20 protein-coding genes are annotated in these 23,822 nt (G+C 71.7%); 8 read left to right on the forward strand and 12 right to left on the reverse strand.

Translation table 11 applies throughout. The features are described 5' to 3' along the window. Positions 1–5: 5 nt before the first annotated feature. From ACIBD9_RS06850 to ACIBD9_RS06865, 4 genes are all read right to left on the reverse strand, one after another. Complete coding sequence (locus ACIBD9_RS06850; protein WP_387167987.1) at positions 6–965, reverse strand: VWA domain-containing protein; 960 nt, start codon at positions 963–965, stop codon at positions 6–8. Next, entirely contained in the window at positions 962–1,957 is a 996-nt protein-coding gene (locus ACIBD9_RS06855) for a DUF58 domain-containing protein (RefSeq protein ID WP_396715670.1), read from the reverse strand. Before ACIBD9_RS06855 ends, ACIBD9_RS06850 begins: the two co-directional genes overlap by 4 nt. A gap of 14 nt (positions 1,958–1,971) precedes the next feature. Then, positions 1,972–3,021: an AAA family ATPase gene (locus ACIBD9_RS06860; RefSeq protein ID WP_396715219.1), complete on the reverse strand. Its 1,050-nt coding sequence runs from the start codon at positions 3,019–3,021 to the stop codon at positions 1,972–1,974. Positions 3,022–3,307: 286 nt separating this feature from the next. Beyond that, positions 3,308–3,817, reverse strand: coding sequence for a hypothetical protein (locus ACIBD9_RS06865; RefSeq protein ID WP_396715221.1), 510 nt, complete (start codon positions 3,815–3,817; stop codon positions 3,308–3,310). 337 nt (positions 3,818–4,154) lie between these two features. Here ACIBD9_RS06865 and ACIBD9_RS06870 point away from each other — a divergent pair, with 337 nt between their 5' ends. Beyond that, positions 4,155–5,141 carry an endonuclease/exonuclease/phosphatase family protein gene (locus ACIBD9_RS06870; protein WP_396715223.1) on the forward strand — a complete coding sequence of 329 codons (987 nt, stop codon included), beginning with the start codon at positions 4,155–4,157 and terminating at the stop codon, positions 5,139–5,141. Positions 5,142–5,392: 251 nt separating this feature from the next. On the opposite strand, the gene cimA is transcribed toward ACIBD9_RS06870, so the two are convergent. Beyond that, positions 5,393–6,976, reverse strand: a complete 1,584-nt coding sequence (cimA, locus tag ACIBD9_RS06875; RefSeq protein ID WP_396715225.1) for a citramalate synthase — start codon at positions 6,974–6,976, stop codon at positions 5,393–5,395. Positions 6,977–7,293: 317 nt separating this feature from the next. Between cimA and ACIBD9_RS06880 the strand changes: the two genes are divergently transcribed. The 4 genes from ACIBD9_RS06880 (at position 7,294) to ACIBD9_RS06895 (ending at position 9,446) form a co-directional block, all read left to right on the forward strand. Continuing rightward, complete coding sequence (locus ACIBD9_RS06880) at positions 7,294–7,485, forward strand: hypothetical protein (protein WP_396715227.1); 192 nt, start codon at positions 7,294–7,296, stop codon at positions 7,483–7,485. A gap of 2 nt (positions 7,486–7,487) precedes the next feature. Beyond that, positions 7,488–8,018 carry a carboxymuconolactone decarboxylase family protein gene (locus ACIBD9_RS06885; RefSeq protein WP_396715229.1) on the forward strand — a complete coding sequence of 177 codons (531 nt, stop codon included), beginning with the start codon at positions 7,488–7,490 and terminating at the stop codon, positions 8,016–8,018. Positions 8,019–8,161: 143 nt separating this feature from the next. Continuing rightward, positions 8,162–8,620 carry a PRC-barrel domain containing protein gene (locus tag ACIBD9_RS06890; protein WP_141908179.1) on the forward strand — a complete coding sequence of 153 codons (459 nt, stop codon included), beginning with the start codon at positions 8,162–8,164 and terminating at the stop codon, positions 8,618–8,620. A 55-nt stretch (positions 8,621–8,675) separates the two neighbouring features. Further along, positions 8,676–9,446 (forward strand): tyrosine-protein phosphatase, encoded by a 771-nt coding sequence (locus ACIBD9_RS06895; RefSeq protein WP_396715231.1) that lies wholly within the window; start codon positions 8,676–8,678, stop codon positions 9,444–9,446. Positions 9,447–9,497: 51 nt separating this feature from the next. On the opposite strand, the gene ACIBD9_RS06900 is transcribed toward ACIBD9_RS06895, so the two are convergent. Together ACIBD9_RS06900 and ACIBD9_RS06905 are read right to left on the reverse strand one after the other, a co-directional pair. Next, positions 9,498–10,595, reverse strand: a complete 1,098-nt coding sequence (locus ACIBD9_RS06900; protein WP_396715233.1) for a branched-chain amino acid aminotransferase — start codon at positions 10,593–10,595, stop codon at positions 9,498–9,500. 163 nt (positions 10,596–10,758) lie between these two features. Next, positions 10,759–11,790, reverse strand: coding sequence for a 3-isopropylmalate dehydrogenase (locus ACIBD9_RS06905; protein WP_396715235.1), 1,032 nt, complete (start codon positions 11,788–11,790; stop codon positions 10,759–10,761). 228 nt (positions 11,791–12,018) lie between these two features. Between ACIBD9_RS06905 and ACIBD9_RS06910 the strand changes: the two genes are divergently transcribed. Then, complete coding sequence (locus ACIBD9_RS06910; RefSeq protein WP_396715237.1) at positions 12,019–12,861, forward strand: FAD:protein FMN transferase; 843 nt, start codon at positions 12,019–12,021, stop codon at positions 12,859–12,861. Positions 12,862–13,170: 309 nt separating this feature from the next. Beyond that, on the forward strand, positions 13,171–13,527 hold the full coding sequence (locus tag ACIBD9_RS06915) for a hypothetical protein (RefSeq protein WP_124774447.1): 357 nt from the start codon (positions 13,171–13,173) through the stop codon (positions 13,525–13,527). A gap of 76 nt (positions 13,528–13,603) precedes the next feature. Here the strand turns inward: ACIBD9_RS06915 and serA are convergent, their stop codons facing one another. The 5 genes from serA to ACIBD9_RS06940 all read right to left on the reverse strand — a co-directional run bounded on the left by serA (position 13,604) and on the right by ACIBD9_RS06940 (position 21,670). Next, complete coding sequence (gene serA, locus ACIBD9_RS06920; RefSeq protein ID WP_396715240.1) at positions 13,604–15,202, reverse strand: phosphoglycerate dehydrogenase; 1,599 nt, start codon at positions 15,200–15,202, stop codon at positions 13,604–13,606. A 403-nt stretch (positions 15,203–15,605) separates the two neighbouring features. Further along, positions 15,606–16,619 (reverse strand): ketol-acid reductoisomerase, encoded by a 1,014-nt coding sequence (gene ilvC, locus ACIBD9_RS06925; RefSeq protein ID WP_355418356.1) that lies wholly within the window; start codon positions 16,617–16,619, stop codon positions 15,606–15,608. 94 nt (positions 16,620–16,713) lie between these two features. Next, complete coding sequence (gene ilvN, locus ACIBD9_RS06930) at positions 16,714–17,229, reverse strand: acetolactate synthase small subunit (protein WP_088946549.1); 516 nt, start codon at positions 17,227–17,229, stop codon at positions 16,714–16,716. Then, positions 17,229–19,109, reverse strand: a complete 1,881-nt coding sequence (locus tag ACIBD9_RS06935; protein WP_396715242.1) for an acetolactate synthase large subunit — start codon at positions 19,107–19,109, stop codon at positions 17,229–17,231. The genes ilvN and ACIBD9_RS06935 overlap by 1 nt, the downstream gene beginning before the upstream one ends. Positions 19,110–19,297: 188 nt before the next feature. After that, positions 19,298–21,670, reverse strand: a complete 2,373-nt coding sequence (locus tag ACIBD9_RS06940) for a putative bifunctional diguanylate cyclase/phosphodiesterase (RefSeq protein ID WP_396715244.1) — start codon at positions 21,668–21,670, stop codon at positions 19,298–19,300. Positions 21,671–21,781: 111 nt separating this feature from the next. Here ACIBD9_RS06940 and ilvD point away from each other — a divergent pair, with 111 nt between their 5' ends. Further along, positions 21,782–23,629: a dihydroxy-acid dehydratase gene (gene ilvD / locus ACIBD9_RS06945; RefSeq protein WP_396715246.1), complete on the forward strand. Its 1,848-nt coding sequence runs from the start codon at positions 21,782–21,784 to the stop codon at positions 23,627–23,629. Positions 23,630–23,822 lie beyond the last annotated feature (193 nt).

Consider the following 23,822-nt stretch of genomic DNA (forward strand, 5'->3'; position numbering starts at 1 on the left):
GGCGGTCAGGGCAGCCGGGAGAACCAGCGCATCGAGCCGGCGGCGGCGCCCATGGCGAACACCAGTCCGAGGCCGATGAACCGGGCCGAGATGTCCTGCCGCTCGGTGCGGTAGCCGACCGAGCTGCCGATGTCGTCGTAGACGGCCCGTAGCTCCTCGGTGGTGCTGGCCTCGTGGAACATCCCGCCGGTCTCCTCGGCGACCGCCTTGAGGGTCTGTCCGTCCACCGGCACCTGGATGGGCCGTCCCCCTCGGTCGACGAACCCGGACGGTGTGCCGAACGAGATCGCGTGTACCGGCACCTCCGCCTTTACCGCTTCCGCGGCCGCCTCCATCGGGTCCATCCCGGAGGTGTTGGCGCCATCGGAGAGCAGGATGACCCGGGCGGGTGGGGTCTCCTTCGCGGCCTCGCTGTCCAGGCTCTTGACCGCGCCGAGCGAGGTGTTGATGGCCTCGCCGATCGCGGTGCCCTGGACGCCGGTGATGCCCTCGGCGAGCCGGTCGATCCCCTCGTCGAGGGCGTCCCGGTCGGTGCCCGGGGGCACCAGCACGGCGGCGCTGCCGGCGAACGCGACGAGACCCACGTTGAACTCGTCGGGCAGGCCCTCGACGAAGCGCCGGGCAGCCTCCTTCGCCGCGGCCAACCGGTCCGGTTCGACGTCGGTGGCGAGCATCGACGTGGAGACGTCCACCGCCACCATCACCGTGGCCCGTTCCCGGGGCACCCGGACCTCGGCGCTCGGGCGGGCGAAGCCGACCACGAGCAGCGCCAGCATGGCCAGGAAGAGACCGGCCGGTACGTGCCGACGCCAGGCGGGCCGCTCCGGCGCCACCCGGTCCAGCAGCCGCAGGTTGGTGAAGCGGACCGCGTACCGGCTGCGTCGGCGCTGCACGACCAGGTACGCGACGACCAGGGCGAGCACGCCGAGCAGCAGCCAGAGTCGCAGCGGCGACTGCCAGATCACGCGGCACCTCCCCGGGGCTGACCGACCGGCGCGGCGGCCAACCGACGCTGGGCGTGCACGTGCCGGACGATGTCCGCGCTCCAGTCCCCGTCGGTGCTCAGCGGCAGATGGGTGGCCCCACTGCGGCGCAACGCCTGGTGGACCTGTTCGCGCTGGACGGCGGCGGCCTCGGCGTACCGCTCACGCAGCCCACGGTCCGATGTGCACACCTCGCGGTGCCGACCGGTCTCCGGGTCAACGAGCGTGATCAGGCCGACGTCGGGTAGTTCCAGCTCACGCGGGTCGGTCACCTCGATCGCGAGCACCTGGTGCCGGACGGCCAGCCGACGCATGGTCCGCTCCCACGGAGCTGCCTGGCCGGGGTCGTCGGGCAGGCCGTCGAGGAAGTCGGAGACCACCACGACCAGCCCGCGCCGGTTGGCGATCCGGTGCAGCGCGTCGAGCCCGTCGGCCAGATCGGGCGGTCTGGCCGCCGGTCCGCGCCCCGGCCGGTCGGTGGGGGCGGTGGCCCGCGGGGCGGCGAGCAGCGCGCGGAGCAGAGCGAGCAGATGGGTACGCCCGCTGCGGGCCGGAAAGCGACGTACCCCGTCGGCGCGCAGCACCTGGGCACCGAGGCGGTTGCCGACGCCCGCGGTCAGGAAACCGACCGCCGCGACGGCGGCCACGGCCAGCTCCCGTTTGTCCAGCTCGGCGGTGCCGAACTCCATGCTGGCGCTGCCGTCGACGAGCAGCCAGGTGGTCAACTCCCGGTCGGCGTCGACCTGTCGGACGTGCGGCACGGCGGTTCGGGCCGTCACCGCCCAATCCATCCGGCGGACCTCGTCCTCGCCCGGCCGGTACTCGCGACTGCCGGACGGTTCACTGCCCGGACCGGGCAGCAGGCCGCGGTACTGGCCGTGCAGCAGGCCGTTCAGTCGGCGCGTGACGGTCAACTCCAGGCGGCGCAGGCGCTGGTCCGGGGCCAGCTCGGCGAGGCCGGGGTCGGCGGGCACGGCGGTCGCGCGTCTCATGCCGCCGCCAGATCCGGCGCCTGCTGCGGGTGTCCGGCGGCCAGCCGGGGCGGTGGCACCGCCTCGACGAGCCGGCGCACCAGGCTCTCGGCCGACACCCCGTCGGCCACCGCGTCGAAGGAGAGCACCAGCCGGTGGGCGAGGACGTCGACGGCCAGCTCACGGATGTCCTCGGGCAGCACGTACTCCCGCCCCCGCAACAGGGCCTGTGCCCGGGCGGCCGCGACCAGGCCCAGGGTGGCCCGGGGGCTGGCCCCGTACGCCAACAGCGGGGCGATCTCCGGCAGCCCGAAGCGGCCCGGGTCGCGGGTGGCGAGGATCAGGCGCACCACGTACTCGGCCAACGCGTGGTGGACGAAGACCCGCTCGGCGTGGACCTGGAGGTCGCGCAGCCGTTGCGCGTCGAGCACCCGGCGCGGGGTCGGCCGGTCGGTGCTCATCCGGTAGAGGATGGCCAGCTCGTCGGCGTCGCTGGGGTAGTCGACCACCACCTTCATCAGGAATCGGTCACGCTGCGCCTCCGGGAGCTGGTAGACCCCCTCGGACTCGATCGGGTTCTGGGTGGCCAGCACCAGGAACGGCTCCGGGACCGGCCAGCTGCGCCCGCCGATCGAAACCTGCCGTTCGGCCATCGCCTCCAGCAGCGCCGACTGGACCTTGGCCGGGGCCCGGTTGATCTCGTCGGCCAGCACCAGGTTGGCCATGATCGGGCCCAGCTCGATGTCGAAGGTCTCCTTGGACGCCCGGTAGATCCGGGTGCCGACGATGTCGGAGGGCACCAGGTCCGGGGTGAACTGGATCCGGGAGAAGGTGCCGCCGACCACTGTCGCGAGGGTCTGCGCGGCCAGTGTCTTGGCCACGCCGGGTACCCCCTCCAGGAGGCAGTGTCCGTTGGCGACCAGGGCGGTGAGCAGGCGTTCGACGAGGCGATCCTGCCCGACGATCACGCGTTTGACCTCGAAGAGGGTCTGTTCCAGCTCGATGCCGGTCGGCTCCGGATCGACCGGGCTGGGCATGCTGGCCAGGGTGTCCGAGATGTCCGTCACGGTGCTTGCTTCCCTGGCACACGCCCGGCAAACGTCGGATTGTGCGGCCCGGACCGGCCCGGAGTGGCCGGAATGGGGATGAGCCGCGCGGAAGGGTGACGACCGGCGCGACCCGGCCGAGGAGAGCACAATCGTGTCGTGGGATGCCCCACCTAGGCACCAAACGCACGACGTCCTGCACTCCTGGGCGCGCACGCACCGGCCGAACAGGCGGGGCAGGCAGGGCGCGGGGCGGACAGGGTCCGACCCCCGTGCCGGAGGCGACGGGGGCCGGGTGTCGGTTCGGTCAGGGTGTGTGGGTGAGCAGGGTGAAGCCCCGGTCGGCAGGCGTTCCGGCCGAGTTGCGGGTCTCGATGTAGACCCCGTTGGGTGTCTGCAGCCGCGGGGCGACGGAGACCTCGCCACCCGGCGGGATGCAGCAGGCGTCGGGCCGGGAGATGGTGGCCAGGAAGGCACCCGCCGACACGTTGGAGCCGAACTGCACCTCGTACTGGCCGGGGCCGTACTTGATCACCGTGCCGGTGCCGCGCGCCTTGGTGCCGTTGGCGTTGACGACGGTGAACCAGGTGGCGGCGGCCATCGTGGTGACCCCGCCGGCCTTCAGCGCGGCCTTCGCCGAGCGTGCGGACTCGGCGGTGACCGGCGGCTGGCTGTTCGTACCCCGGTCCACCGGCTTGGCGGCGGCCTGCGGCGCCTTCGCCGACGGCTGGGCGACGGCGATCCCTCCGCCGACCAGAGTGAGCGCCAGGACAGCGAACGTGACCGCTGCCGCCTTGCGTCGGAAGGATGTTTCCATAACAGGTCCCCCTTGTGTGACCGTGCGAATTCGGCCGACCCGCGGGGCGGGACGGATGGCTGCCCACAAATAGGCGAACGACGGCGGTGGAGCGGGGGAAAGTCGATTCACTTACACCCGGCGAGGTCGATTTATTAACGATCTACATCCCCTCTGAGCTGGGATTACTACTCAGAGTTGCGTCGTTTAAGCCAGATGGAACGTAGCACCGCAAAAAGCTTTACGTCAATAGTTGATCTCACTTTTCCGGGCTGTAGAGCAACCGTCAGATAATTGTGAAAGGTGAGCGCATCACCATTCATGAAATGCTTTCGGCGCGCCGGCTATGATCACCGCCATGATCGTCGACGCCGCACCCCCACGCCGGAGCGCTCGGCTCGGCAGCGTGCTCTGTTGGCTGACGGCCGGGCCGACAGCTCTCTGGGCCGCCGTCCGGCTGATCGGCCTGGACCGGGGGCCGTTGGTGCAGGCGCTCGCCTTCACGCCGTACGTCGCGGGTGTCAGTGTGCTGGTCCTGGGCCTCGCGCTCGCGCTGCGGCGCTGGTGGCCGGCGGCGCTCGCGGCCCTGGCGGCGGTGGCGTTGCTCGGCGCCGTCGCACCTCGGGCGCTGGCCAGCCCGCAGCCGACGGCAGCCGGACCGACCGTGCGGCTGCTCACCGCCAACCTGCTCGCCGGCGCCGGCGACGCGCGGACGCTTGTGGAGCTGGTCCGGCGACACCAGGTGGACGTGCTCACCGTGCAGGAGTTCACACCGGACGCGCAGGCCGCCCTGGACCAACTCGGCCTCGCCACCCTGCTGCCGCACCGGCAGCTCAACGCGGAGGTCGGCACACCCGGCTCCGGGCTCTACTCGCGGTGGCCGGTCACCGATCCGGGCGTGCGACGCAACCTCGACGGCTGGGGTTTCACCCAGGCGTACGCGACGGTGACCGTCCCCGGCGCACCCCCGGTCCGCGTCGAATCGGCCCACCCCTCGGCGCCGTACGCGCTGGACCAGGTGGACGCCTGGCGTGCCGACCTGACCGCCCAACCACCGGCCACCCCGGACGGTGGCCTGCGGATCCTCGCCGGTGACTTCAACGCCACCCTCGACCACAGCCCCCTGCGGGCCCTGCTCCGCACCGGTTACGTCGACGCCGCCGACGCCGCCGGGGAAGGGTTGACCGGCACCTGGGGTCCGTACGACGGGGATCTCATCCCGCCGGTCACCATCGACCACGTCCTGGTCGACCACCGGATAGCGGTCCGCTCGGTACGGGTGTTCGCCGTACCCGGCAGCGACCACCGCGCCGTCCACACCACCCTCACCCTCCCCACCCCCTAACCCCACACCCCACCCCACCCCACCCCACCCCACCCCGCCCCGCCCCGCCCCGGTCGATCATGGACTTGTGGTGGGCGTTTTGGGCACCGGAGCCCGGAACGCCCACCACCACAACTCCATGATCGACGCCGGCAGGGGGTGGGGCGAGGCGGGCGGGGCTGGGTGGGGTGGGGTGGGCGGGGTGGGGTGGGCGGGGTGGGGTGGGCGGGGTGGGGTGGGGTGGGCGGGGTGGGGCGGGGAGGCAGAGGGTTTCAGACGGAGGTGGGGGCCAGGCCGTAGGTGAGGGCGTCCACCAGGGCGTGCCAGCTGGCCTCGACCACGTTCGGGTGGACGCCGACAGTGGTCCAGTCCCGCCCGCCGCCGTCGGAGGTTTCGAGCAGGACCCGGGTGACCGCGCCGGTGCCGTGGCTGCCCTCCAGGATGCGCACCTTGTAGTCGGCCAACTCGAAGTCGCGCAGCTGCGGGTAGTGCCGCGCCAGCCCCACCCGCAGCGCCTCGTCGAGGGCGTTGACCGGGCCGTTGCCCTCGGCGGTGGCGATCACCCGCTCACCGCGAACCCGGATCTTGACGGTCGCCTCGGAGACCACCGCGCCGTCCTCACGGTGCTCGACCAACACCCGGTACGACTCCAGGGTGAACGGTCGGGCCGGGCTGCCCTCCGGCAGCTCGGAGCGGACCAGCAACTCGAAGGAGGCATCGGCGGCTTCGAAGGACCAGCCACCCGCCTCCAACTCCTTGACCCGCTTGGTGACCCGGGTCAGGGCGTCCGGACTGCCGGCCAGGTCCAGGCCAAGCTCACGGCTCTTGAGCTCGACGCTGGCCCGACCGGCCATCTCGGTGACCAGGATCCGCATGTCGTTGCCCACCACCGACGGGTCCACGTGGTTGTAGAGCAACGGGTCGACCTTGATCGCGCTCGCGTGCAACCCCGCCTTGTGGGCGAAGGCAGCGGCCCCGGCATACGCCTGGTGGGTGTCGGGGGCGATGTTGGCGATCTCGGCGATGGCGTGCGAGACCCGCACCATCTGCGCCAGGCAGCCCTCCGGTAGGACGGGCATGCCGAGCTTGAGTTGGAGGTTGGCGACGACCGCGAAGATGTCGGCGTTACCGGGGCGTTCGCCGTACCCGTTGGCGGTGCCCTGCACGTGGCGGACCCCCGCCTCCACGGCAGCGATCGTGTTGGCCACCGCGCAGGCGGTGTCGTTCTGGGCGTGCATGCCGAGCAGCCCGGCGTCGATCCCCAGCCGGTCGGTCAGGTCGAGGATCACGGCGGTCACCTGGGACGGCAGCATGCCGCCGTTGGTGTCGCAGAGCACCATCCGCTCGGCGCCGGCGGCGAGCGCGGTCTGCACCACGGCCGCACCGTACGCGGGGTCGTGCCGGTAGCCGTCGAAGAAGTGTTCGCCGTCGACGAAGACCCGTCGGCCCTCGCGGACGAGGTGGCTGACGGTGTCGTGGATCATCGCCAGGTTCTCCGCGCCGGTGGTGCGCAACGCGCGCTCGACGTGCCGGGTGTCGGCCTTGGCGACCAGGGCCACCGCCGCGGTCTGCGCGTCCAGCAGGGCGCGCACCTGGGGGTCGTCCGCGACCGGAACGCCGGCCTTGCGGGTGGCGCCGAACGCGACGAGTACGGCGTGCCGCAGGTCCAGCTCGGTGCGGGCGCGGCGGAAGAACTCGGTGTCCTTGGGCACCGCGCCCGGCCAGCCGCCTTCGATGAAGCCGACGCCGAACTCGTCGAGCAGCCGGGCCACGGCCAGCTTGTCGACCACCGAGTAGGTGAGCCCCTCGCGCTGGGCGCCGTCGCGCAACGTGGTGTCGAAGACCTGGAACGTCATCAGGATCCTTTCTCGGAGCAACAAAAAGACCTCCCGCGGATGCGGGAGGTCTGCGCGCTCGGCAGAGGGGAGAGCCGGCGCGCTAGGTCGCAATAATCAGGACGGTGCTGGTCACGTTCGCCACTCTGCCACCCCTCCCGCGAATTTGGGAGGAACAATCCACATAGCGGGATGGTCACGGAGGGTTCGTGCAGCCCGAACCGCTGCTCGTGATCGGCTTCACAAGCCACCCGGGCCACCCATCGGGAGAAACAGCCATGCGGAAGCATCGGGAACGGATCCAACGACGGCCACCGTGCCGTCGGCAAGGAGGACCTGTGCTCACCGTCAGTGACCGCTTACCTGAGCACAACCTCACCGCCTGCGAATCGCTGGGCGCCAACAACGCGTCCAAGACGATCAACCACCCGTCCCACGAGGGCACGTGGCGTGTGGTCTTCGTCGGGCCGATGGACTTCACCTCCATCAGCCCGGCGGAGATCGCCGACGAGACCCTCGCCGGGGTCTGACCATGGGCCTGGACGCGATCAGGGCGGCCCTGCCGGAGTACGCCAGGGACATCGAGCTCAACCTGGGCTCCACCATCGGCACCTCGGCGTTGACCCCGGCGCAGACCTGGGGCACCGCGCTGGCCTGTGCGGTGACCGCCCGTAACCCGGTGGTGCTGCGAGAGATCGCGGCCGAGGCGCTCGGGCACCTCGGGCCGGAGGGTGTCGAGGCGGCCAAGGGCGCCGCGGCGATCATGGCGATGAACAACATCTACTACCGGGCCAAGCACCTCATCGGCGACGAGGGGTACACCTCGATGCCGGCCCGACTGCGGATGCGGATCATCGCGAGGCCAGGCGTGGACAAGGGCGACTTCGAGCTCTGGTGCCTCGCCGTGTCCGCCATCACCGGCTGCGGGGTGTGCCTGGAGTTGCACGAGAAGAAGCTGCGCGCCAGCGGCTTCACCCGGGATCAGCTGCACGAGGCCCTGCGGATCTCCGCCGTGGTGAACGCCGCCGCGGTCACCCTGGACGCCGAGGCCGCACTGGCCTGAGCAGGTACGCCCCGGTGGGCCGATGCCGCACCTCGCGGCCTCGCCCGTCCCCGTGCCGGAGCCTGTCGCCGTTTCCGGCCGCCGACGGCCGGGTAGCTCCTGCGGAGACATGAGGTGATCGGTGACAGTCAGGAGTGAACGGCATGGACAGGATCGATCCGCACGCCACCCACGCCGGGCCGGACCCGCTGCGCGGCGGCGACCAGGGCACGGTGCCCGGCGGCGCGCCGGCCGGCACGTTCGACCCCTGGCGCTACCGCGACCAGGCCGGGGTGGCCGACGCCGACCTGGTCGGCTACAAGGTCGAGGCCACCGACGGCGGCATCGGCAAGATCGACAGCGCCAGCCACGAGGTGGGCGGCAGCTATCTGGTCGTGGACACCGGGCCCTGGATCTTCGGCAAGAAGGTGATGCTGCCGGCCGGCACCGTCAACCAGGTCGACCACGACCAGCGCACCGTCTCCGTCGACCGGACCCGGGACCAGATCAAGGCCGCCCCGGAGTACGACGAGACCAGCCACAGCGACCCGAGCTACCGGGATCAGCTGGGTGGCTACTACGACGAGACGTACGGCGCGCTCCCGCCCGGCACGGCGCGCTGACCGTTCGACCCGACGGCCGGTGGGGCGCTGTCCCACCGGCCGTTACCGTGTGGACGTGGACACCACCGAGGACAACCCCCAGCTCTCGCTCCCGGCCACCTTCAACTTCCGCGACGTCGGTGGCTACGTCGGCCACGACGACAGATCCGTACGCCGGGGCCGCCTCTACCGCTCCGACTCGCTGCACCGCCTCACCGAGCAGGACCAGGACGCGTTCGCCGCGATCGGGATCCGCACCGTCATCGACCTGCGCCGCCCCACCGAGGTGGAGCGCGACGGCCGGGTGCCGGCGTACCAGGGGCTGACCTACCGGCACATCCACCCGGAGCACGACGACTGGGCGGGTACGCCGCACGAGGAGGGCGCGAGCCTGGCCCGATACCTCGCCGACCGGTACGCCGACCTGGCCCAGACCGGCACCGCCGGGCTGGCCGAGGCGGTCGGGCTGATCGCCGACTCCGCCAACGCCCCGGTGGTGGTGCACTGCGTCGCCGGCAAGGACCGCACCGGCATCGTCTGCGCGCTGACCCTCGCCGTGCTCGGCGTCGACGACGCGGACATCACCGCGGACTACGCGTTGAGCAGTGTGGCGTCGGCCCGGTACAGCGCCTGGTTGGCCTCCGTCACCCCGGGCGGTGTGGACGTGCCGGCGCCGTTCCTGAGCTCCCCCGCCGAGGCGATGCAGATCTTCCTCGACGAGCTGCGCGCGGGGCACGGCTCGGTCGAGGCGTACCTGCGCCACGCCGGGGTGACCGACGAGCAGCTCGCGGCGCTCCGCGACCACCTGCTCGACGAGCCCACCAAGACCGAGCCCACCGACGCGTAGGGCCCACCGCGCCGGCCCGTCCGGGTGGACGGGCCGGCACAGCGACGGAGGTCAGAGAACCCGCTGCACCCAGCCGTGCGGGTCGGCCGCCTTGCCCCGCTGGATGTCGACCAGCTGCTGACGCAGGGCCATGGTGACCCGGCCGGGCTCGCCACCACCGATCAGGAACTCGCCGTCCGGGAAGCGGACCCCACCGACCGGGGTGACCACCGCGGCGGTGCCGCAGGCGAACACCTCCTTCAGGCGTCCGCTGGCGGCGTCGGCCTGCCAGTCGGCGAAACTGACCGGCCGCTCCTCGATCTGGTGCCCGGCCGCGCCGGCCAGCGTGAGGATGGCGTCACGGGTGATGCCCGGCAGGATCGTGCCGGTCAACGGTGGGGTCACCACCGTGCCGTCGTCGTAGACGAAGAAGACGTTCATGCCGCCCATCTCGTCGACGAACCGGCGCTCCACCGCGTCCAGGAAGACCACCTGGTCACAGCCGGCCTCGATGGCCTCCGCCTGGGCCGCCAACGACGCGGCGTAGTTACCGCCGCACTTGGCCGCGCCGGTGCCGCCGGGCGCGGCCCGGGTGTAGTCCGGAGAGACCCAGACGGTGACCGGCTTGACGCCACCGGTGAAGTACGCCCCGGCCGGTGAGGCGATCACCAGGTAGAGGTATTCGTTGGCCGGGCGGACGCCGAGGAAGACCTCACTGGCGAACATGAACGGCCGCAGGTAGAGGCTGCCGTCCTCACCGGTGGGGATCCACTCCCGGTCGATCTCGATGAGCTTGTGCAGCGAGTCGACGAACACCTCCGGCGGCAGCACCGGCATCGCCATCCGCTGCGCGGAGGTGGCGAAGCGGGCCGCGTTGGCGTCCGGCCGGAACATCGTCACGCCACCGTCGGCAGTGCGGTACGCCTTGAGCCCCTCGAAGATCTCCTGCGCGTAGTGCAGCACCGCGCTGGCCGGGTCCATCGGGATCGGACCGCGGGCCTCCACCCGGGCGTCGTACCAGCCCTTGCCGTCGGCGTAGCGGACGGTGACCATGTGGTCGGTGAAGACGCGGCCGAACCCGGGGTTTGCCAGCAGGGCGGCCCGGTCGGCGGCGGATACCGGCGCGGCATTCGGACGGATCTCGAAGTCGAGCTTGTCACCACCGCTCATCGCGCTGACCTCCCTGCAGGACAACGGCATGCGGGACCGCACACCGACATGGCTGTGCCAGAAACTTACCCCGAACGGTCGTTCAGCGGGTAGCGCCGGTCGGGCGGGACGGCCGGCCCGGGCAGACCGACCCTCGGGCCGGTCGCCGCACGGGCCGGGGTGGTCAGGCTACGGCGTGGGCGGCGAGCCGGTCGCCGACCTCTTCGGTACGCAGCGTTACGCCCGGGACCCGGCTGGCCAGCTCGACGGCGACCGCCGCGTTGACCCGGGCGGCGGACTCGCTGTGCCCGAGCTGCTCCAGCAGCAACGCGGCGGAGAGCACCGCGGCGACCGGGTCGGCGACGCCCTGCCCGGCGATGTCCGGCGCCGAGCCGTGCACCGGCTCGAACATCGAGGGGTACGTCCCCTCGGGGTTGATGCAGCCGCTGGCGGCCAACCCGATGCCGCCGGTGACGGCCGCGGCGATGTCGGTGAGGATGTCGCCGAAGAGGTTGTCGGTGACCACCACGTCGTAGCGCTGCGGCTGGGTGACCAGGAACATGGCCGCCGCGTCGACGTGCTGGTACTCGGTGACGACGTCGGGGTGCTCGGCGGCGACCGCGTCGAACGTGCGCGCCCAGAGCGACCCGGCGTGGGTGAGCACGTTGGTCTTGTGCACGAGGGTGACCTTGCGCCGCTCCCGGCGGCCGGCGCGGGCGAACGCGTCGCGGATCACCCGCTCCACGCCGTGCCGGGTGTTCAGGCTCTCCTCGGTGGCGACCTCGGCCGGGGTGTTCCGGTGCAGGGAGCCACCGGCGCCGGCGTAGAGCCCCTCGGTGCCCTCGCGCACCACCACGAGGTCGACCTCGCCCGGCTTCACGTTGCCAAGTGGGCCGGCGACCCCGGGCCAGAGCCGGGACGGGCGCAGGTTGACGTACTGGTCGAAGGCGAAACGGAGCTTGAGCAGCAGCCCCCGCTCCAGCACACCCGGCGGGACCGTCGGGTCACCGACCGCGCCGAGCAGGATCGCGTCGTGCCCGGCCAGCTCGGCCAGCACCGAGTCGGGCAGCACCTCTCCGGTACGGTGCCAGCGGGCGGCACCGAGGTCGTACTCGGTGGCCTGCACGTCGGGCAGCACCGCGTCGAGGACCTTGCGGGCCTGCGCGACCACCTCGGGCCCGATGCCGTCTCCGGCCACCACCGCGATCCGCGCCACGACCGCACTCCTCTGCTCAACGGTTCCGTTCGGGCAACGGTACGTCGCCGTCCCGCCTCCCGGTACGCCGTGTCCACGATCTGGGACGCGGGAATGCACAGGTCTCTCTCAGCTGGGACTCATGGGGTGGTCATCTTCGCTGCCTACCGTGGTGATCAGTGGGTCGCGGGGGCCTGCTGACCAACGGGGTCGCGACGACGCGGCGCCACGTGCGAGGGGGCAGATGCGATGCGCATCGACGAGCAGCCACGGACCCGCTGGCCGGACCCGTCCACGTTCCGCAACCGCCGGCCGGACCTTCGACTCGGCAGCCGCCGGAACCGGATCGACCCGGCCGCCGCCACCGAGGGCCGGATCGCGGTGCAGCACACCGTACGCACCGCGACCGCCGAGTACACCCTGCTGCTCAACGCCCCCGAGTGGCTCGGCCGCCGGGGCGTGGGCGAGGCGCTGCGGGACAGCGTCGCCGAGCTGCGCGCCATCGACCTCACCTACGGCCCCAACCGACCGGAGAGCCTGGTCTCCCGGCTGCGTCGGGGCGAGATCAGCCCGGACTCGTACCCCCCGCTCGCCGATCTGGTGGACCGCTGCACGGCGATGCGCGCGGCCACCGACGGGTGGTTCGACGCCTGGGCGGTGCCCGGCGGCTTCGACCCGGGTGGCCTGCTCGGCGGCTGGGCGGTGGAACGCGCCGCGGAGCGACTGCGCGCCGCCGGCATCCACGACTACGCCGTACTCACCGGCGCTGACCTCGTCGTCCGGGGCCGCGCGCCACACGGTGGGCCGTGGCGGGTCGCGGTGCACCACCCGACCGCGCCCGAGCGCGCTCCCCTGGTGCTGGAGATGACCGCCGGCGCGGTCGGCACCTCCGGGGTGACCGGGCGGCAGGGGCACGTGGTGGACCCGCACACCGGCGAGCCGGCGGATCACCTCGTCGCCGCCACCGTGGTGGGCCCCGACCTGACGATCGCCGACGCGTACGCCACCGCGCTCTACGCCGCCGGCCCCACCGGCCTGGCGTGGTTCCGCGGCAACTCCGACTATCGCGCGCTCTTCGCACACCGTCGCTGAGCTGGTCGGGCCCGCGATCGGCCCCCACGGTCTCGGCAACGACAGTGGGGGCCGGTCAGCGACGAGTGCGCGTGGCTCGCACAACCGAGGGGTGCGGACCGGTCGGGCCGGACGTCGACCGCGCCACCCGAAGACGGGCCGGCGCCTCGAACTCGGCCAGTGACCGCAGTGCGTACGCTAGCGAATCGACGCAACTCGACGCAAGAGTCTCCACACCGGACCGTCGCGAACGGAGACTGCGGTGATCCGTGGTTGACCGGCGGCGAGGCAGTTTCGACATGGTGAACGGCGGATGGCACGCTATCCGCCGTGAGTTTCGATCTGAGCGTGTGGGCCCTGGAGGACGGGGCGACGCCCGAGGACGTGCGGACAGCGGTTGACGGTTGCCGGCAGGGCCGGCACGTGGACCGCTACCCCGACCCGCGGGTGGTCAGCTTCTACCGGGCGATCACCGCCTCCTATCCGGACCGTCACCCCGGCCCGAACAGCCCGTGGGCGGTGGCGCCGCTGCACGCGGCCCACGACCACGTCGAGCTGAACCTGCACCCGACCTGCGCGGACCAGGTGCTACTGGACATCGAGCGGCTGGCCGGCGAGCACGGACTGATGCTCTTCGACCCGCAGGACGGCTCGGTCTATCCGCCCCCGGCGCGGCTGCCCGGCTGACCCCGACCCGGGGCACGGACGGGATACGACGAGGGGCCCGGCGAATCGCCAGGCCCCCCATGGTGCTTGTCGTCTACTACTCGTCGCGCAGGTCGGCGGCGCTGGCCGCCGTGGCGCCGATCGACTCGGCGGCCGAGGTGAGCAGGTCGGCGCCGAGCGCCTGGTCGACGGTGAGCGTCATCAGCGTCTCGCCGCCCGCCTCCCGACGAGCCACCTGCATGGCGGCGATGTTGATGCCCGACTCGCCGAGCAGGGTACCGACCGTGCCGACCACACCGGGCCGGTCGGCGTAGCGCAGGAAGAGCAGGATGCCCTCCGCGCCGATCTCCACGTCGAAGCCGTCCACCTCGGTCAGCTTCAGGACGTCCCGGGCGCCGGAGTGGGTGACCGTGCCGGAGACACTGACCGTCCGGCCGTCCGGCAGCGCGCCGCGCACCGTGACCAGGGTCGGCTGCTCGGCCGTCTCGGCCAGGGTGGCCAGGGTGACCTCGACGCCACGCTCGGCGGCCAGGTGCGGGGCGTTGACGTAGGTGACCTGATCCTCGACCACGGAGCTGAACAGGCCCTTGGTGGCGGCGAGCTTGAGCACCGACACGTCGTGGCTGACGATCTCACCGCGGACCTCGACCGTGACGCTGGCGGCGACCCCACCGGCGACCGCGGTGAACGCCCGGCCGAGCTTCTCCGCCAGCGGCAGCAGCGGCCGAACGTCCTCGGCGACCACACCGCCGGCCTGCACGTTCACCGCGTCCGGGACGAACTCGCCCTGCAACGCCAGCTTGACGCTCTTGGCGACGGCGAGACCGGCCTTGTCCTGCGCCTCGTGGGTGGAGGCGCCCAGGTGCGGGGTGGCCACCACGTTGTCGAAGGCGAACAGCGGCGACGAGGTGCACGGCTCCTTGCTGTACACGTCGACACCGGCGCCGGCGACCCGGCCCTCGGCGATCGCGTCCGCGAGCGCCTGCTCGTCGACCAGCCCACCACGGGCGGCGTTGACGATGCGAACGCCGGGCTTGACGATCGCCAGCTCCTTCTCACCGATCAGGCCCACCGTCTCCGGCGTCTTCGGCAGGTGGATGGAGATGAAGTCGCTCTCCCGTAGCAGCTCCTCCAGCCCCACCAGGCGGACGCCGAGCTGCGCCGCACGGGCCGGCTGGATGTACGGGTCGTACGCGATCAGCCGGGTGCCGAACGCGGCGATACGCTGCGCGAAGAGCACTCCGATGCGACCGAGGCCGACCACACCGACCGTCTTGCCCTGCACCTCGACGCCTGTGTACTTCGACCGCTTCCACTCCCCCGCCTTGAGCGCGGAACTGGCGCTCGCGGTGTTGCGGGCGACGGCGAGCAGCAGCGCGACGGCCTGCTCGGCGGCGGAGACGATGTTGGAGGTGGGCGCGTTGACGACCATGACGCCCCGCGCGGTGGCGGCCGGCACCTCGACGTTGTCCAGTCCGACGCCGGCCCGGGCGACCACCTTGAGTCGCGGCGCGGCGGCGACCGCCTCGGCGTCGATCTGGGTCGCGCTGCGCACGATGACGGCGTCGGCCTCGGAGAGCGCCGAGAGCAGGGCCGGACGGTCGGTGCCGTCGACGTGACGGACGTCGAAGTCGTGGGCGAGCACCTCGATGGCGGCGGGGGCGAGTTCTTCGGCGATCAGTACGACAGGATTCATCGGTCCTCGTAGAGGTCGTGTTTGCGATCGGCCCGGGCGGCCGGGCGCCGCACTGCGCCCTGCGCTGATCCGTGCCGTGGCCGTCAGGTGCCGGCTGCTGCACCTACAGGCGATCGTAGGGGCCACGCTGGTCGGCGTGTTCCGGTCTTCGGGGTGAGGGCCCTCACACGCCCGGTCGAGCGATGGACATCGGCCGTTCACCGCACCGACACGGTCGCTCCGACCTTGCTGAACCCCCCGGTGGCGTCGGTCACCCGCTCACCGCAGCGGAGCCCGTGGCGCACGAACACTGCCGCCCGACGCATCGACGGGCGGCAGCATGCCGGGCAGCCCCCGGGGCGGCGCTGGGGAGAGCGCCAGCCCAGGGGCTGTCGGTAGATCGTCGTCCGGCCGAGCCGGACGGTCAGGCGGTCTCGGTGATCGGGCGGTCCACCCAGCTCATCATGCCGCGCAGCTTCTTGCCGGTCTCCTCGATCGGGTGCGCCGCACCCTCGGCCTGCCACTTGGTGAAGTTGGGCCGGCCGGCCTCGTCCTCGGCGACCCACTCGCGGGCGAACTCGCCGGACTGGATCTCACCCAGGATCTTGCGCATCTCGTCCTTGACCCGGGAGTCGATGATGCGCGAGCCACGGGAGAGGTCGCCGTACTCGGCGGTGTCGGAGATGCTGTAGCGCATCTTCGCGATGCCGCCCTCGTACATCAGGTCGACGATCAGCTTCAGCTCGTGCAGGCACTCGAAGTAGGCGACCTCCGGGGCGTAGCCCGCCTCGGTGAGCACCTCGAAGCCGGTCTGCACCAGTGCCGAGGCGCCGCCGCAGAGCACCGCCTGCTCGCCGAAGAGGTCGGTCTCGGTCTCCTCGGTGAAGGTGGTCTTGATCGCGCCGGCCCGGGTGCCGCCGATCCCCTTGGCGTACGCGAGGGCGAGCGCGAGCGCGTTGCCGCTGGCGTCCTGCTCGACGGCGACGAGACAGGGCACGCCCTTGCCGTCGCTGTACTGGCGGCGGACCAGGTGGCCGGGGCCCTTGGGCGCGACCATCGCCACGTCCACCTCGGCCGGCGGCTTGATCAGGCCGTACCGGATGTTGAAGCCGTGGCCGAAGAAGATCGCCTTGCCCGGGGCGAGGTGCGGGGCGATCGACTCCGCGTAGATTCCGCGCTGGGCGGTGTCCGGTGCGAGCACCATGATCACATCGGCCTCGGCGGCGGCCTGCGCCGGCGTGAGCACCCGCAGGCCCTGCTCCTCAGCCTTGGGACGGCTCTTCGAGCCCTCCGGCAGACCGATCACCACGTCGACGCCGGAGTCACGCAGCGACAGCGCGTGGGCGTGGCCCTGGCTGCCGTAACCGATCACCGCGACCTTCTTGGCCTGGATCAGGCCGAGGTCGGCATCGTCGTCGTAGTACACCTCAACGCTCATGAGAACTTCCCTTTCGTACGACGGCCGGGGCGGCCCGTCGTGGTCTGTGCGGATGAATTCCGGGACGGCCGGCCGAGGGCCGGCCGGCGGCGGGTCAGGCGGCCCGCAGCGCGGGACCGGCGGTGATCGAACGCGAGCCGCGCCCGATGGCCACCAGCCCGGACTGGACCATTTCCTTGATGCCGAAGGCCTCGAGGTCGCGCAGCAGCGCGTCGAGTTTGTCCGGGGTGCCGGTGGCCTCGATGGTCAGTGTGTCGGGTGCGACGTCGACCACCCGGGCGCGGAACAGGTTGACGGTCTCCAGCACCTGCGACCGCGCGGACCGGTCGGCGCGAACCTTCACCAGCAGCAGTTCCCGGGCGACCGAGACCTGCGGGTCCAGCTCAACGATCTTGAGCACGTTGACCAGCTTGTTCAGCTGCTTGGTGACCTGCTCCAGCGGGGACGACTCCGCGTTGACCACGATGGTGATCCGGGAGACGTCCGGGTTCTCGGTCTCGCCCACGGCGAGGCTGTCGATGTTGAACCCGCGCCGGGAGAACAGGCCGGAGACCCGGGCGAGCACGCCGGGCTTGTTCTCCACCAGCACGGACAGAGTGTGCATCGTCATTAAATGTCATCCTCGTCGAAGACCGGGCGGACGCCACGGGCGAACATGATCTCGTCGTTGCTGGTGCCGGCGGCGACCATCGGCCAGACCATCGCGTCCTTGCCGACCACGAAGTCGATCACCACGGGCGCGTCGTTGATCTCCATGGCGGCGGCGATGGTCTTGTCCACGTCATCCGCGCTCTCGCACCGCAGCCCGACGCAGCCCAGGGCCTCGGCGAGCTTGACGAAATCGGGGATGCGGTGCTTGTGGGTGCCGAGCTCGGTGTTGGAGTAGCGCTCGTTGTAGAAGAGCGTCTGCCACTGCCGGACCATACCGAGATTGCCGTTGTTGATGACGGCGATCTTGACGGGGATGCCCTCCAACGCGCAGGTGGCCAACTCCTGGTTGGTCATCTGGAAGCAGCCGTCCCCGTCCACCGCCCAGACCACCGTGTCCGGCTTGCCGACCTTGGCGCCCATCGCCGCCGGCACCGCGTAACCCATCGTGCCGAGGCCGCCGGAATTCAACCAGGTGTACGGCTTCTCGTAGGAGATGAACTGCGACGCCCACATCTGGTGCTGGCCCACCCCGGCCACGAAGATCGCGTCCGGGCCGACGATCTCGCCCAGCCGCTTGATCACGTACTGCGGGGACAGGGTCCCGTCGACCGGCTCGTCGTAGCCCAGCGGGTAACGGTTGCGCAGGTCGTCGAGCTGCGTCCACCAGTCACTGAGGTCGGCCGTGCGCCCCGTCGACCGCTCGGCGGTGACCGCTGTGATCAGCTCGTCGATGACGTGCTTGGCGTCGCCGACGATCGGCACGTCCACGTGCCGGTTCTTGCCGATCTCGGCGGGGTCGATGTCCGCGTGGACCACTGCCGCGTCCGGGGCGAACGAGTCCAGTTTGCCGGTGACCCGGTCGTCGAAGCGTGCGCCCAGGGCGACGATCAGGTCCGCCTTCTGCAGGCCGTAGACCGCGGCGACGGTGCCGTGCATGCCGGGCATCCCCAGGTGCTGCTGGTGCGAGTCGGGGAACGCCCCGAGCGCCATCAGCGTGGTGACGACCGGGATGCCGGTCAGCTCGGCCAGCCGGCGCAGCCCGTCGGTGGCACCGGCCTTGAGCACCCCGCCACCGACGTAGAGCACCGGCCGCCGGGCCGCGGCCATCAGCCGCGCCGCCTCCCGGATCTGCTTGCCGTGCGGATGCAGGGTGGGTCGGTAACCGGGCAGGTCCAGGGTGGGCGGCCAACTGAAGGTGGTCGGGGCCTGGAGCACGTCCTTGGGGATGTCGACAAGCACCGGGCCGGGTCGCCCGGTGCTGGCCAGGTGGAACGCCTCGGCCAGCACCCGGGGGATCTCCTCGGCGTTCTGCACGAGGAAGTTGTGCTTGGTGATCGGCAGGGTGATGCCCTGGATGTCGGCCTCCTGGAAGCCGTCGGTGCCGATCAACGGGCTGGCCACCTGCCCGGTGATCGCCACCATCGCCACCGAGTCCATGTACGCGTCGGCGATCGGGGTGACCAGGTTCGTCGCGCCCGGACCGGAGGTGGCGATGCAGACGCCGACCTTGCCGGTGGCCTGCGCGTAACCGGTCGCCGCGTGCCCCGCGCCCTGCTCGTGCCGAACCAGGATGTGCCGGACCGTCGAGTCGTAGAGCGGGTCGTACGCCGGCAGGATCGCGCCGCCCGGGATGCCGAAGACGACGTCGACCTCGAGCGCCTCAAGGGACCGCACGAGCGAGCCGGCACCGGAGATCGGGGTCGCGGCGGTGGGCCGTACCGCCGGGACGGCCGGGGTGGCCGTGCGCGTGGCGGCCTGGTCGACGTCGACGGTCGGGTCGGCGGCCGCGCGGGCCCGGCGGGCGGTGTGGGCGAGGGTCTCGGGCGTGGGTCTCGTCATGGCGGTTCTGGCCTTCGGCTGGAGTGGCTGGTGGCTAGTCAAGCGATGCGACGCGGGCGGGGCCCGCCTCGCCAGGTTCCGATGGCAATAAAAACGGCCCTCGTGCAGATGCACGGGGCCAGCGCACTCTCAATGAGGGAGAGTGCGCTCAGGTAAGTACTCGCAGCGACCGGTACGACGACATGCGGCTAAGCCTGACGCATCTCACGCGATGAGTCAACTGATCCCACATGTTGGTTAACGGAGGTCGGCGCGTCGGCCGACGACGCGCTATCGGCGGACGGGGTGAGCTGCCCGGACCCGCCCTGAGCGCGGCGCGGGGCGGGCACCGGAGCGGGACGCGCACCCGGGGACGTGGCCGCCTCCAGCATCGCCTCCAGGTGCTCGGCCGGCACCCCCCAGCCGAAGAGCGCGCCCTGGCCGAACCGGCAACCGGCGGCCACCACCGCGGCCAACTCGGTCGGGGTGGTCACCCCCTCGGCGATCACCTCCAGCCCCAACTGGTGGCCCAGTCGCATCACGATGTCGACCATCGGGGCGAACGCCGGGCCGTCCTGGTCGACCGGGCGGACCGGCTCGTGCTCGGCGACCAGACTGTGGTCGATCTTGAGGATGTCGATCGGCAGACGGCGCAACTGCCCCAGCGACGAGTAGCCGGCCCCGAAGTCGTCCAGCGCGATCCGGACACCTGTCAACCGCAGCGCGGTGAGCCGCCGGATCAGCTCGTCCAGGTCGGTGGCGACCGCGTGCTCGGTGACCTCCAGCACCAGCCGCTGCGGCGGCACGTGGTGGGCGCGCAGCGCCTCGGCGACCTGGACCACGTACTCCGGGGCGTGCAGCTCGCGCGGGGAGACGTTCACCGACACCCAGACGTCGTGCCCGTCCGCCAGCCACCGGGAGAGCTGGTAGCAGGCCTGGTGCAGCACCCAGGCGCCGAGCGGGGCGATCATGCCGCACTCCTCGGCGAGCGGGATGAACTCGTCCGGACGGACGTTGCCCAGCTCAGGATGGTGCCACCGGAGCAGCGCCTCGGCGCCGACCGGCCGCACCGACGGCAGCGACGCCACCGGCTGGAAGGCCAACCGCAGCTCGTCGCGGTCGATGGCCCCGCGCAGCTCGTGCTCCACAGTCGTCCGGCGGCGCAGCAGTTTGTCGTACGCGGCGTCGTACCGCTCGATCCGGTTCTTGCCGCGCTGCTTGGCGTAGCGCAGCGCCAGGTCGGCGTGGCGCAGCAGCAGCTCCACGTCCGGCTCGTTGGCCCAGTCGGCCACCCCGATGCTCACCGACAGAAAGACCGGCCCCTCCGGCTGGTCGTACGGCCGGTTGAGCACCCCGAGGAGCCGTTCGGCGACCCGGTCCGCCTCGACCGACCGGCCCTGCATGACTACGGCGAACTCGTCGCCACCCAGCCGGGCGGCCACATCGCCGGGGCGCAGGTTGCCGCGCAGCCGCCGGCCCACCTCGGCCAGCACGGCGTCGCCCACGTCGTGGCCCCGCATGTCGTTGACGTTCTTGAAGCCGTCCAGGTCGAGCCCGAGCAGCACACACGGGTTCCGGTCCGCGGCGTTCTGGTGCAGCGCGCGGAGCAGCCCGCGCCGGTTGGCCAGCGACGTCAGCGGATCGGTGTGCGCCAGCTCACGGAAGTGCGCCTCCCGTTCGGCCAGGCGGCCCGCGTACCCCCGGACGTCGCGCAGGGTCAGGTACTGCCGTGCCACCAGGGCGAAACCCTCCACGCTGCCGGCCACGATGCCCGCCGCGGTGAACCGGCCGTCCTGGGCGAGGTGGTACATCGCCGAGGCGGCCATCGCCAGCATCGGTGCGATGGCGTACTCGCCGTCGCGACCGATCAGGTCCAGGTCGACCTGCCCCGGCCGGTCGGCCCGGTGAACCGCGAGCGCGACGGTCAGCAGGCCGGCGGCGAGCACCGCCGCACCGGTCAGCGCCATGGTCGGCCCGGCCTGGCAGAGCCCGGCGCTGAGACCCAGCCCGCCGCAGCTCACCGCGCTGATGCCGGCGCCCAGGGCGGCGAGCCGCCAACGTGGCGTGGCGGCCCGAAAGACGACGATCACGGCGAGCCCGGCACCGAGCGCGGCGCTCACCGTGGCCACCAGGATCGCCGGGCAGGCCATCGGGGTCGCGGCACCGAGCAACCGGGTGGGCTCGGAGAAGAGCACCCAACCGACGAACCACAGCGCCGCCGCCATGACCAGCCCGTCCAGGGCGAGCCGGGCCGTTCCCGCCGCGGTGGCCGCCACCCCGGGCAGCCGGAGCAGACCAGCCGCGAAGGCCAGCCCGCTCACCGCCGTGCCGATCGCCACCACGGTCGCCCAACCGGTGCGCTGCCCCTGCTCGTGGGCCCAGTGGTCGTTCGCGCTGAGCGCGGCGAGCACCCCGGTCAGGAGGCTGAGCAGGGCACCACCGGCGGCCGCCGCGAGCAGCAGGTGCGCCGGTCGCCGCGGCCCCGTGCGCCGCCGGGCGACGACGGTCAGCAGCACGGCGGCCACCGCGGCGACGAGCCCGCTGAGCGCCGCGACAGCGACCATGCCCGGTGGAGAATGCACGCCTCCAAGAGTGCCGGATGGGCGCACGTTCTGGGGGGCTGAGTGTGCATCTGTTGGGACACGGCAGATACCCGGGTGGGCCGGCGTGCCGACGGTGTCATGCTGGTGTGTATGCCTGAGCTGCGGTCGAGGACCTCCACACACGGTCGGACGATGGCCGGCGCCCGGGCCCTCTGGCGGGCCACCGGGATGACCGACGACGATTTCGGCAAGCCGATCGTCGCCATCGCCAACAGTTTCACCCAGTTCGTGCCTGGTCACGTACACCTCAAGGACATGGGTGGCCTGGTCGCCGACGCGGTCGCCGAGGCCGGTGGGGTGGGCCGGGAGTTCAACACCATCGCTGTCGACGACGGCATCGCGATGGGCCACGGCGGCATGCTCTACTCGCTGCCCAGCCGTGAGCTGATCGCCGACGCGGTCGAGTACATGGTCAACGCGCACTGCGCGGATGCCCTGGTCTGCATCTCCAACTGCGACAAGATCACCCCCGGGATGCTGCTGGCCGCGTTGCGGCTCAACATCCCGACCGTCTTCGTCTCCGGCGGCCCGATGGAGGCCGGCAAGACGATGGCGATCGAGGGCGTCGTGCACAGCAAGATCGACCTGATCGACGCGATGATCGCCTCCTCCAACGAGGCGGTAACCGACGAGCAGCTCGGTGAGATCGAACGCTCCGCCTGCCCGACCTGCGGCTCCTGCTCCGGCATGTTCACCGCCAACTCGATGAACTGCCTCACCGAGGCGATCGGGCTCGCACTGCCCGGCAACGGTTCGACGCTGGCCACCCACGCCGCCCGCCGGTCGCTCTTCGTCGAGGCCGGCCGGACCGTCGTGGAGATCTCCAAGCGGTGGTACGACGGCGACGACGACTCGGTGCTGCCGCGTACGGTCGCCTCCAAGGCCGCCTTCGAGAACGCGGTCGCCCTGGACGTGGCGATGGGCGGCTCCACCAACACGGTGCTGCACCTGCTCGCCGCCGCCCGCGAGGCGGAGATGGACTTCGGCGTCAGCGACATCGACGCGATCTCCCGGCGGGTGCCGTGCCTGGCCAAGGTCGCGCCGAACTCGCCGAACTACCACATGGAGGACGTGCACCGGGCCGGTGGCATCCCCGCCATCCTCGGTGAACTGGACCGGGCCGGGCAGCTCAACCGGGACGTGCACGCCGTGCACTCCCCCTCGCTGGCGCAGTGGCTGACCGACTGGGACGTGCGCGGTGGCTCCCCCACCCCGACGGCTGTCGAGCTGTTCCACGCGGCTCCCGGCGGTGTGCGTACCGTCGAACCGTTCTCCACCACCAACCGGTGGTCGTCGCTGGACACCGACGCGGCCGGCGGCTGCATCCGGGACCGCGAGCACGCGTACTCCGCCGACGGTGGGCTGGCCATCCTGCACGGCAACCTGGCGCCCGAGGGCAGTGTGGTGAAGACCGCCGGCGTGCCGGACGACTGCCTGACCTTCCGGGGCCCGGCGAAGGTCTACGAATCGCAGGACGACGCGGTGACCGCGATCCTCGCCAAGCAGGTGGTCGCCGGGGACGTCGTGGTGATCCGGTACGAGGGGCCCAAGGGCGGCCCCGGCATGCAGGAGATGCTCTACCCCACCTCGTTCCTCAAGGGACGTGGGCTGGGCCGCTCCTGTGCGCTGCTCACCGACGGCCGTTTCTCCGGTGGCACCTCCGGGCTCTCCATCGGGCACGTCTCCCCCGAGGCGGCCTCCGGCGGGCTGATCGCCCTGGTCCGCGACGGCGACGAGGTCGTCATCGACATCCCGAACAGGTCGATCGAGCTGAACGTCCCCGCCGAGGAGCTGGAGGCGCGACGGGTGGCCGAGGAGAAGCGCGACAAGCCGTACACCCCGACCGACCGGCAGCGCCCGGTGTCTGCGGCGCTGCGTGCGTACGCCTCGATGGCCACCTCGGCCAGCGACGGCGCCTACCGCCGCGTCCCGGAGTAACCACCGGTCCTACCCCGCACCGCCGACATCCGCGATGTCGGGGTATCCCCTCGACCCGGGTACCCCGACATCAACGATCGCGTGTCGATCAGAGGTGGATCGGCGAAAACGCGGTGCCCCCGGATCGACCACGTGGGCTAGCGTGTCGTCGGTCTACTGGGGATCACCCCAGATTCCTACGGGGGAAGGCGTG

Source organism: Micromonospora sp. NPDC050784, assembly GCF_044456765.1.
In the GTDB taxonomy this organism is placed as follows: domain Bacteria; phylum Actinomycetota; class Actinomycetes; order Mycobacteriales; family Micromonosporaceae; genus Micromonospora; species Micromonospora foliorum.